10 protein-coding genes are annotated in these 10468 nt (G+C 66.5%); 6 read left to right on the forward strand and 4 right to left on the reverse strand.

Going from position 1 to position 10468, the window contains the following annotated elements; all coding sequences use genetic code 11:
- The first annotated feature begins 188 nt into the window (after window positions 1–188).
- From ACOJSF_RS13660 to ACOJSF_RS13680, 5 genes are all read left to right on the forward strand, one after another.
- Window positions 189–1136 carry a zinc-binding dehydrogenase gene (locus ACOJSF_RS13660; protein ID WP_420142745.1) on the forward strand — a complete coding sequence of 316 codons (948 nt, stop codon included), beginning with the start codon at window positions 189–191 and terminating at the stop codon, window positions 1134–1136.
- Between the two features lie 76 nt (window positions 1137–1212).
- Window positions 1213–1794 (forward strand): TIGR00730 family Rossman fold protein, encoded by a 582-nt coding sequence (locus ACOJSF_RS13665; protein WP_420142746.1) that lies wholly within the window; start codon window positions 1213–1215, stop codon window positions 1792–1794.
- 50 nt (window positions 1795–1844) lie between these two features.
- Window positions 1845–2837 carry an alpha/beta hydrolase gene (locus tag ACOJSF_RS13670; protein WP_420142747.1) on the forward strand — a complete coding sequence of 331 codons (993 nt, stop codon included), beginning with the start codon at window positions 1845–1847 and terminating at the stop codon, window positions 2835–2837.
- A 476-nt stretch (window positions 2838–3313) separates the two neighbouring features.
- Entirely contained in the window at window positions 3314–3979 is a 666-nt protein-coding gene (locus tag ACOJSF_RS13675; protein WP_420142748.1) for a response regulator, read from the forward strand.
- On the forward strand, window positions 3976–5301 hold the full coding sequence (locus ACOJSF_RS13680; protein ID WP_420142749.1) for a sensor histidine kinase: 1326 nt from the start codon (window positions 3976–3978) through the stop codon (window positions 5299–5301). Before ACOJSF_RS13675 ends, ACOJSF_RS13680 begins: the two co-directional genes overlap by 4 nt.
- 1 nt (window position 5302) lies before the next feature.
- Here the strand turns inward: ACOJSF_RS13680 and ACOJSF_RS13685 are convergent, their stop codons facing one another.
- The 3 genes from ACOJSF_RS13685 to ACOJSF_RS13695 form a co-directional block, all read right to left on the reverse strand.
- Window positions 5303–6610 (reverse strand): ATP-binding protein, encoded by a 1308-nt coding sequence (locus tag ACOJSF_RS13685; protein ID WP_420142754.1) that lies wholly within the window; start codon window positions 6608–6610, stop codon window positions 5303–5305.
- A 145-nt stretch (window positions 6611–6755) separates the two neighbouring features.
- On the reverse strand, window positions 6756–7418 hold the full coding sequence (locus ACOJSF_RS13690) for a response regulator transcription factor (RefSeq protein ID WP_420142750.1): 663 nt from the start codon (window positions 7416–7418) through the stop codon (window positions 6756–6758).
- 71 nt (window positions 7419–7489) lie between these two features.
- Window positions 7490–7798 (reverse strand): hypothetical protein, encoded by a 309-nt coding sequence (locus tag ACOJSF_RS13695; RefSeq protein WP_420142751.1) that lies wholly within the window; start codon window positions 7796–7798, stop codon window positions 7490–7492.
- Window positions 7799–7949: 151 nt separating this feature from the next.
- On the opposite strand from ACOJSF_RS13695, the gene ACOJSF_RS13700 reads away from it, so the two are divergent.
- Complete coding sequence (locus ACOJSF_RS13700; protein ID WP_420142752.1) at window positions 7950–9734, forward strand: ABC-F family ATP-binding cassette domain-containing protein; 1785 nt, start codon at window positions 7950–7952, stop codon at window positions 9732–9734.
- On the opposite strand, the gene ACOJSF_RS13705 is transcribed toward ACOJSF_RS13700, so the two are convergent.
- Window positions 9723–10468, reverse strand: a 746-nt coding sequence (locus tag ACOJSF_RS13705; RefSeq protein ID WP_420142753.1) for an MFS transporter, incomplete at its 5' end; no start/stop codon positions are given. The two genes, ACOJSF_RS13700 and ACOJSF_RS13705, sit on opposite strands and share 12 nt — an antisense overlap.

Raw genomic sequence — 10468 nt, forward strand, 5'->3', positions numbered from 1 at the left:
CCCGTTGCGGAAATGCGCCTTGGCGGGACCGTCATTCCCGGCGTTGAAGCAGCGCTATCATCCGGTGTGAAGGCGTTTGAGATTGGCCTGTTTGACGGGTCGCTCGGTGTTCCATTGTGGAAGGCCGGCACCATCACCTTCGACTATCCCGCCAAGACCCTTTGCATCGAGGGCTGACGATGCGCGCAGTGACCGTGCTGGAGGCAGCAGGCAATCGCCGGCTTGGCGTCAAGAAATTTGACCTCCCTTCACCCACCCGGGACGAAGTGACCGTCGCGGTCCGGGCGATATCTCTCAACAATGGCGAAATTCGTGAGGCGCTCGCAGCGCCGGTCGGCCATCGCCCGGGATGGGATTTCGCCGGCGTCGTTGAGGCCGTACCTGACGGATCGGACTTTGCCGTTGGCGATCGGGTCGTCGGTCTCAAGTTCGAAGGCGCCTGGGCAGAGAGGATTGCCGTTCTCCCCGATTTTCTCGCGAAGATCCCTGACGAGGTCAGCTTCGAAGCGGCGGCCGTCCTTCCCGTTGCCGGGATGACGGCGGCGCTCGCCCTATCGAAGAAGACGTTGGAGTTCAGTGACAGGGTTCTCGTGACGGCCGCCACGGGCGGCGTCGGCTTGATCGCGATCCAGCTCGCGGCTGCCGCAGGCGCTCACGTCACGGCCTTTCTTCGCTCTGAAGCCGACGCGGCGATGCTACGTCGCCTGCCGGTTCATGCCATCGCCGTCGGCGAGAGCGAGGCAGAGATATCTGGACCCTACGACCTGATCCTCGAGGGTGTAGGCGGAAAGCTTCTGGGCAGCGCCCTCACCTGGCTCGCGCCCCGCGGCATGTGCGTGCAATTTGGTGACGCCGCTGGAGATGAGCTGACGACGTTCGATGCGAAGTCGTTCCGCCTCGGCCCGGGCGGAGGATATGGCGGCACATCACTCTATGGCTTCTTCCTTGGCGAGGAGCTCACCCGGCCCGATCCCGCGATCGCGAGCACCATTCTGTCCGACCTCGCCGCGCGGCTTGCGAAGGGCACGCTCGACCCGGTGATCAGTCACAGCGGATCATGGCATGATATCGATGAGGAATCGCGCGCACTCCTGTCCCGCCGGTTCAAAGGAAAGGCGGTCCTGACCATCGACTGACCCGGCGCTGGATACGACCCTGTGTCCCCAGGTGCCGCAGCCATTTCTGAACTTGCCCACTGATGGAAGTAGATCCTTGGAACGTATTTGTGTGTTTTCCGGCTCGAGCGCCGGCCGTCTTGAACAATATCGTGCTGCCGCGATGCGCCTCGGCACGCTTCTGGCCGAACGAGGCATTGGCCTGGTCTACGGTGGGGCGGCTGTCGGCCTCATGGGCGCCGTGGCGGATGCAACGATCGCGGCTGGCGGCACGGTGACAGGCGTCATCCCGCAGGCCCTGGTCGACCGGGAGGTCGCGCATGCGGGATTGCCGGACCTGCGCGTAGTCGGCTCGATGCACGAGCGTAAGGCTCTCATGGCCGAATTGTCCGACGCGTTCATCGCTCTCCCCGGCGGCATCGGCACCTTCGAGGAGATCTTCGAGGTGTGGACGTGGACCCAGCTCGGCAACCACGCGAAGCCCTGTGCGGTGCTGAATATCGAAGGCTTCTACGACAAGCTGCTCGGCTTTCTCGATCACGTCGTCGACGAGGCCTTCCTCAAGCCCGTCCACCGCGGCATGTTGCTCGCCTCAAGCGATCCGGCCGCGCTGCTCGACCTGATCGGAAGCTACCAGGTTCCAAGCGAAACAAAGTGGATCAGATCTAACGAGCGCTGAAGGCTAAACGCCGCGCGCTGCTCCGGCTGGGGAAGGAGTTATCACGAGACATGACCGATCAAGAACATGGGGTGGCGGTGCCAGCGCGCCGCATACCGTTTCCCGCCTCGATCAGCGCTGAAGCACGAGCCAAGCTCGAGCAGCTCGTCGGCCCGGACGGGACACCCTTGAACGCGCGTTACACGATGCCCCTGCCGGAGGATCATACGGGCTGGGCGGCGGTCAAAGCCGCCGCAGACGTGCAATATGCTGCAGCCGTAAAAGGGCTGGCGGGGACACTTCGATCGGAGATCGAAACCATCCAAACGGATGGTACGACGCTTCATGTCGCAACGCCGCAGGCCGTGTCAGACCCGAATTTCGCCTACATCGACTTTCACGGCGGCGCCCTGGTCTTCGGCGGCGGGGATGCCTGCATCGCCCAGGCGCGGATGCAGGCGGACCAGCTTGGGGTATTGTGCTACGGCGTTGACTACAGGACGCCGCCGGAACATCCCTACCCGGCCGCGCTCGACGATGCGATGGCGGCCTACCGCTACGTTCTGGAGCGCCACGCGCCAACTCGCGTCGTCGTGGGCGGGCGATCGGCAGGCGGCAATCTCGCTGCGGCCATGCTCCTGCGCGCCAAGGAGAACGCCCTCCCGATGCCGGCAGGCTTGGTCCTGCTTTCACCTCAGGTCGACCTGACCGAGTCCGGCGACAGCTTCCAGGTTAACCGGATGATCGATGTGGTCCTGCCTGGTTCGCTGATGCGTAACAACCAGCTTTACGGCGGGGGCGCTGAACTATCACATCCCCATCTATCTCCTCTTTTCGGCGATCTCACCGGCTTCCCCCCGAGCTTCCTGCAATCGGGCACGCGCGACCTGTTCCTGTCCAACACAGTACGAATGCACCGGGCGCTGCGCCAGGTCGGTGTGAGCGCGGAGCTGCATGTGTTTGAAGCGATGCCGCACGGCGGCTTCATGGGAAACACGCCTGAGGACCGCGAACTCGCAGGCGAGGTTGCCCGCTTCGCGAGCGCGTGCTGGGAGGGGGAATAGGAGCAGACCTTCCCGCTCCAGAACGCTTTCGCAGCAGCCTGAAGGGGGGAACGTCGCGCACTTCAGCAATAACGTTCCCCGTCCTGAGCAATCATGCCGTTCTTTGATCAATCGCGAGGTCGCGACCGCGGGCGGCATGTATGAGACGGACAGAAAGCATCCACAGGAGGTTAGATTATCGCGTGATATCAGTCGTTTGCAGCTTTTCTCCCAAGGCCTGGTACTTCCGTTACCGGCGCAGCTAGTCGGGCAAGGGACTTCGCCTTCTCTCGCGAACAGCGATCACCCTCGCGCCTGCGAGGCAGCGATCCCATGCTGCGATATCATCCTGATTGCGGCCTCGAGACCCGCAAATGGGAGGATGTGAAACGGCGCTTATCAACATGGTGGGAGGAGCGCGGCCGGGCGCGCTTTTGCTCCGCGTCGTTAAGTTTCGGTTGGGCTGGCGCGCTTATGCCGTCCTAAGGAGGCGATCGATGCGGATCCTGCTGGTCGAAGACGATGCGGCACTGGCCGACGAGCTTGCGCGCGCGTTGCGCGGCGAGAATTTCGCGGTCGACATAGCGACCAACGGCGAGGACGGCGCGCATCTGGGCGAAACCGAGCTCTACGACGCGGCAGTCCTCGACTTGGGCCTGCCACGGCGGGACGGTCTGTCCGTGCTGCAGGGCTGGCGCGCGGCCGGACGCCCCCTGCCCGTCCTGATCCTCACCGCGCGCGACGGCTGGTCGGAAAAGGTCGCGGGGTTCAAGGCAGGCGCCGACGATTACCTCACCAAGCCGTTCCGCTCGCAGGAGGTCGTCATGCGCCTGCGCGCGCTGGTCCGTCGCGCGGCCGGACACGCCGCACCCCGCGTGACGTGCGGCAGCCTCAGCTTCGATGCGCAGGGCGGCAATTTCGAATTGGACGGCAAGCCGCTACGGCTGACCGCGTTCGAGTGGCGGCTGTTGTCGACCTTGATCCTGCGCCGCGATTCGGTCGTCCCGCGAACCGAGTTGGTCGAGCGGCTGTACGAATATGATTCCGACGTCGATTCCAACACGCTGGAGGTCATCGTCTGGCGGCTCCGCCAGAAGATCGGCGCGGAGATGATCCAGACTATTCGAGGCCGGGGTTACAAGCTGTCATGCGTGGCAGAATGATCCCGCGCCTGTCGCTGCACGCGCGCCTGATCGCGATCGCGGCGTTGACCAGCATCGCCGCATTGGCCTTCGCCGCCTTCTCGATCGGGCATGTGCTCGAGCGCTTCGTAATACGGGGGCTCAACCACACGCTGGAAACGCAGATCGAGGTCCTGGCCGAGGCAATCGATGCGCACGACCGGCTGGATCCGCGCAAGGTGATCGAGCTGACCGCCTTCAAGCAGCCCGATTGGGGCTGGAGCTGGCGGGTTCGGACCAAGGCGGGCGAATGGCGCCGGGGCGAGGCCGACCTGCGCATCGACCAGGTGTTTCAGCGTGGTCCCGGCCCCGCGCACAAATCCGTCTCGGCCGAGGGGGTCAGCGCCACGGGCCGGCACCTGCATATCCGCGTCCGTAGATCGGACGGTGCGACTGGCCCGATCGAAATCCTCGCTGCCGCGCCGCGCGATGTGGTCGATTGGCCGCTGCGCCATGCGCTGCGCCCCCTCTTCCTGTCGCTCGGTCTGCTCGGGGTCGGGCTGGCGCTCGCGACCTTTGCGCAGCTTCGCTACGGACTGAGGCCGCTCCGCGCGCTCGTCGGGGCGATCGCGCAGGTGCGGTCCGGCGCCGCGCGACGCCTGCCGTCCGACCAGCCGCGCGAACTGCGCCCGGTTGCGGAGGAAGTGAATGCGCTGATCGAACAGAATGAGGCGGGGCTGGAGCATGCGCGCGGCCATCTCGCCAACCTGGCCCATGGGCTGAAGACCCCGCTGGCGACGCTCTCGCTCCAGCTCGCGCGCGAGCAGGCGTCGCCACAGGCGCGGGCCTTGGTCGAGCAGCTCGACCGGCGGATCGCGCACCACCTTCGCCGCGCACGCAGCGCCGCGCCCGGCGGGGCCGGACGCACGCCGGTGGACGTGGGGGCGGTGGTCGACGATCTCACCGCCGCGCTCGGCCACCTCCACGCCGGGCGTGCATTAGCCCTCGACGCGGAGGTGCTTGCCGGCTTGACCGTGGCGGTGGATCGGCAGGATCTGGATGAGATACTCGGCAATCTGCTCGACAATGCGTGCCGCCACGCGGGCGGAACGGTTCGGCTGACCGCCGCCATGGCCGCGTCGATGGCGATCATCCGGATCGAAGACGACGGAAACGGCCTGAACGATCAGCAGGTCGTGGAGGCGCTGCGCCCGGGCGCGCGGCTCGACGAAAGCGGCATCGGCTATGGCTTCGGGCTGGCGATCACGCGCGAACTGATCGAACTTTATGGCGGCACGCTCACGCTGGGACGCTCGGCGGACTTGGGCGGTCTAGCCGCTGAGATCGCGCTGCCTCGCCGCTGATCTAGCGCGCGGCGGGCAGGCGCAGGCGGACCAGCAGGCCGCCAAGGTCCTCGCTTTCCTCAAGCAGGACGGACCCCCCGTAGATTTCGGCGACGTCGCGAACGATCGCGAGGCCCAGCCCGGTCCCGGGCTTGCCCGTATCGAGCCGTGCGCCCCGTTCGAAGATCGATTGGCGTTCTGCCTCCGGAATGCCGGCGCCGTCGTCCTCGACGACGATGTCGACCTGCGCGGGGCTACCCTCCACAGTCACGAATACGCGCCCGCCCACAAATTTGGCGGCATTCTCGATGATGTTGCCTAGTAGCTCGTCGAGATCCGGCCGCTCGACGTGGACGCGCGCCTGACGATCACCCGCCAGATCGATCGTCCCGTCGGGATAAAGCCGGCTGACCGCCCGCTCCACCGATTGCAGGCTGGGCCAGACCGACGCAACGCTCTGCGCGGCGCCACGCCGCCCCACCGCGCGCGCGCGCGCCAGATGATGGTCCACCTGCCGCCGCATCGTCGTGGCCTCACGGAAGACGGTCTTGCCGAGATCGGGGCCGCCGACGCTCGCCTCGTTCATGATAACCGTCAGCGGGGTTTTAAGCGCATGCGCCAGATTGCCGGCGTGGGTGCGTGCCTCCTCCGCCTGCCGCTCATTATGCGCGAGGAGGTCGTTCAATTCCTCCACCATCGGCGCGATTTCGATCGGCAGGCGCGTGTCGACCCGCGCGATCCGCCCCGCCCGCACGCCCGCGATCTGGCGACGGACCTGGCGCAGCGGCCATAGGCCGAACGTCGCCTGCAAGGCCGACATGACGATCAGCCCGAGCCCGAGGATGGCGAACGACCGGACGAGCGTGCGGCGCAGGATTGCGATCTGTTCGTCGAGGCCGCCGCGATCCTGCGCTACCTGAAAGCGCCACGTAACCGCCGACCCCGGCAGCCGCACGTCGCGCTCCATCACGCGCAGCGGTTGGTCCGCGAACTCGTCGCTGTCGTAGATATGGATGCCTTCATCGGCGTGCGTGGCGCGTGGTTCCAGCGCCCGGTCCCACAGCGAGCGCGATCGGAACGGTTCGTGCCCGGCACCTGACACCTGATAATAAAGGCCAGACGCAGGCTCCAGGAAACGCTGGTCGCCGAGCGGACGGGTGAACCGCACTTCGCCCACCGGATCGAGCTCGGCCGAGGCGATCATCGCCGACAGGACATATTGCAGCTGCGCGTCGAAATTGCGCGTGATCGCTGCGTTGAGCACGCGATCGAGCGCAACGCCGCCGCCCAGCAGCAGCAGCGCGATCCACAAGGCGGCGATGCACAGCATGCGCCGGGTAAGCGATCCCGTGGTCTCGCGCGTCTCCCGTGGCGGGCCGCCCTCTATACCCGAAAAGCGTAGTCGCCGCCCCAGCAGCAGCCGCAGCCAGTTGGCGGGCAGCTCCAGCCAGCGCGGGCGCGCTGGCGCCTCCACGTCAGGCCGGCTCGTCGAGGCTGTATCCCAAGCCCCGAATGGTGGTGATGACGTCCGCCCCCAGCTTCTTGCGAATCCGCGTCACGAACACCTCTATCGTATTGGAATCGCGATCGAAATCCTGATCGTAGAGATGCTCGATCAGCTCGGTCCGGCTCACCACCTTGCCCTTGTGGTGCATCAAATAAGAAAGGAGCTTATATTCCTGCGCGGTAAGCTTCACCGGCGCGCCGGCCTTGGTGACCTTGCCCGATCGGGTATCCAGCCGGATGTCGCCCGCGATCAGCTCCGACGAGGCATTGCCCGCCGCGCGGCGGATCAGCGCGCGCAGGCGGGCGATCAGTTCTTCGGTCTGGAAAGGCTTGGCGAGATAGTCGTCAGCTCCCGCATCGAGCCCCGCCACCTTGTCTGACCAGCTGTCGCGCGCGGTGAGGACGAGGACGGGCATATGCTTGCCTTCCTTGCGCCAGCGGTCGAGCACGGTGAGCCCGTCCACCTCCGGCAGGCCGAGGTCGAGCACGACCGCGTCGTAATTCTCGGTCGAACCCAGATAATGGCCGTCTTCTCCATCGGTCGCGAGATCGATGGCGTACCCCGCCCCCTCCAGCGTCGCGCGGAGCTGGCGACCCAGGTTGGGTTCGTCCTCGACGATCAATACGCGCATTCGGTGCTACCTTTCGTTCGACCCGCATGTGGGTTCGTCCCATGTGCGGATATGAACGTTCCGGCCCCGCTTCAATATCCCGTGCGACCGACGATCTGCCCGGTGCGACCGTCGACATCGACGAAGATCACCTGTCCGCCGCGCATGAACTTCAGCCGATAGACACCCGAGCCCGGATCGAAATCGGGCCCGAGATAGTCCGAACCCGCCATGCGCGGGACCACCCGCCCCTCGATCTCGCGCAGGGGCATGATCTGGCCGGCGCGGCGCGCGGCGAAGGCCTGGTCCTGATCGCGACGACGCCAGTCGGCGCGCTGGGCGTCGGCTTGCGCGACGCCAACCCCGATCAAGGCAATCGTGGCGGTCAGAAACGGCTTCATCGTCATGGGAATGGTTACCTAGCCGCAACGCATTGAACAGGCTGTGAATGATGGCACCGTACCCCACTCGCTTCATTCGCGCCGTGCTGTGGTAAACGGGACACGGACGAGAGACTTGGCAGCGGGCACGGGCGGCTCTAGCGCGCGCATCATGGCGGCTCCCATTCTCGCATATGAAAATCTTGGGCTGGTACAGGGCGCGGGCTGGCTGTTCCGGAACATTGACCTTCACCTGATGCCGCGCGATCAGCTGGCGCTGATCGGCCGAAACGGGGCGGGCAAGACCACCCTGCTCAAGCTGCTGGCGGGGCGGATCGATCCCGACGAGGGGCGCCGCACGATCGTCCCCGGCACCAAGGTCGTGCTGCTGGAACAGGATCCGCAGGTCGCCGGATTCGCCACGCTGCGCGACTGGGCGCTCGCCGGCGACGACGCCCCCGCGCCGTACGAGGTCGAGGCGATCGCCGACCAGCTCGGCATCGACCTGTCGCGCGAGGCCGCGACCGCGAGCGGCGGCGAGCGGCGGCGCGCCGCGATCGCGCGCGCGCTGGCGCAGGATCCCGATGTCCTGTTTCTCGACGAGCCGACCAACCACCTCGATCTCGCCGCGATCGAATGGCTGGAGGAGTGGCTCGGTCGCTTCCGGGGCGCGTTCGTCGCGATCAGCCATGACCGGGCCTTCCTGACCAACCTTACGAAGAGCACGCTGTGGCTCGATCGCGGCGCGCTTCGCCGGGCCGAGATCGGGTTCGGCGGGTTCGATGCCTGGACCGAGCGGGTCTATGAGGAGGAGGCGCGCAACGCCCAGCGCCTCGAGGCCAAGTTGAAGATCGAGGAGCATTGGCTGCTACGCGGCGTCACCGCGCGCCGCAGCCGCAATCAGGGCCGCCTCGCCAAGCTGCACGAGATGCGCGCCCAGCGCGCGGCGATGCTGGGGCCGCAGGGCGCGGCCAAGCTCGTCACCGCCAGCGACGACAGCAAGACCAAGGTCGTGATCGACGCCGAGTATGTCACCAAGCGCTTCGGCGACCGCACGATCATTCGCGACTTCACCTTCCGCGTCACGCGCGGCGACCGGATCGGCGTGGTCGGCGCCAACGGGGCGGGCAAGACGACTTTGCTCAAGCTGCTGACCGGCGAGGTCGCGCCGGACGAAGGCCGCGTGAAGCTCGCCAAGACGCTCGATGGCGTGATCATCGATCAGCAGCGCAAGCTGATGGCGCCCGACAAGCGCATCCGCGACATTCTGGCCGACGGCGGCGACTGGATCGAGGTGCTCGGCCAGAAGAAGCACATAGCCGGCTACCTCAAGGAATTCCTTTTCGATCCGAACATGATCGACGCGCGCGTCGGCACGTTGTCCGGCGGTGAACGGTCGCGCCTGCTGCTGGCGCGCGAATTCGCGCGACCGTCAAACCTCCTCGTGCTCGACGAACCGACCAACGACCTCGACCTCGAAACGCTCGACCTGCTGCAGGACGTGATCGGCGATTACGAGGGCACGGTGCTGATCGTCAGCCACGATCGCGACTTCCTCGATCGCACGGTGACGTTGACGCTCGGCCTCGACGGATCGGGACAGGTCGATATCGTCGCGGGCGGCTATGCCGACTGGGTCAAGCAGCGCGCGGCGCGGACGGCTGCGACGCGCGGATCGACTCCCAAGGCCGCTCCTGCGCCTGCCAAGCCGGCCGCCCGCGCGAAGCTGAGCTACAAGGACCAGCGCGATCTCGACCTGCTGCCACGCGAGATCGAGACGATCGAGGCGTCGATCGCCCGCGACGAGGCACTGCTGGCGGACCCGGCACTCTATGCGCGCGATCCGGGGCGCTTCAACGCGCTGATGACAGGACTGGAAACCGCGCGCCGGCGCAAGGAAGAAGCCGAGTTGCGCTGGCTCGAACTCGCCGAGATGGCGGAAAATCTAGGCGGCTGACCTGGCAGTCGTCGGCCGGGATGTCGCGTAGGACATGACCCAGATCAGCAGCCCGCCGAGCGCCAGCGCGCAGCCGACGAGTCCGGTCGACGTCCAGCCATAGCCGGCCGCAACCGCCAGCCCGCCCAGCCAGGGGCCGAGCGCATTGGCGGTATTGAACGCCGAATGGTTGAGCGCCGCCGCAAGCGCCTGGGCATCCCCCGCCACGTCCATCAACCGCGTCTGGAGCACCGTGCCGAGCGCGCCGCCCAGCCCGATCGCCAGCACGTCGAGCGCCATCGTCCAGACGTTGTGCGCCGCCAGCGGGTAAAGCGCGAGCGCCACCGCCGACCAGACGAGCAGCGCGCCCGCGCTGGGCATCAGCGCGCGGTCGGCGAAACGCGGCACGATCAGGTTGCCCAGCGTCAGCCCGACACCGAAAATCGCGAACATCCATGGCGTGTGGCGGATGTCCATCGCCGTCACGTCCACCAACGTATTGGCCAGATAGGTGTAGACCGAAAACAGGCCCCCGAACCCGATCGCCCCGATCAGGAGCGACAGCCAGACCTGCCCGCGCGCAAGCGCACCCAGCTCGCGGAGCGGGCTTGCGCCCTCCTCGACCGGCGCACGCAGCGCGAACAGCCGGACCAGCACGACCGTCGTCAGCGCCAGCGCCGCCACGACCACGAACGCCCAGCGCCAGCCGACAGCCTGTCCCAGCCAGTTGGCCATCGGCACGCCGATGATTGTGG

Source organism: Sphingomonas sp., assembly GCF_048594985.1.
Classification (GTDB): Bacteria; Pseudomonadota; Alphaproteobacteria; order Sphingomonadales; family Sphingomonadaceae; genus Sphingomonas_I.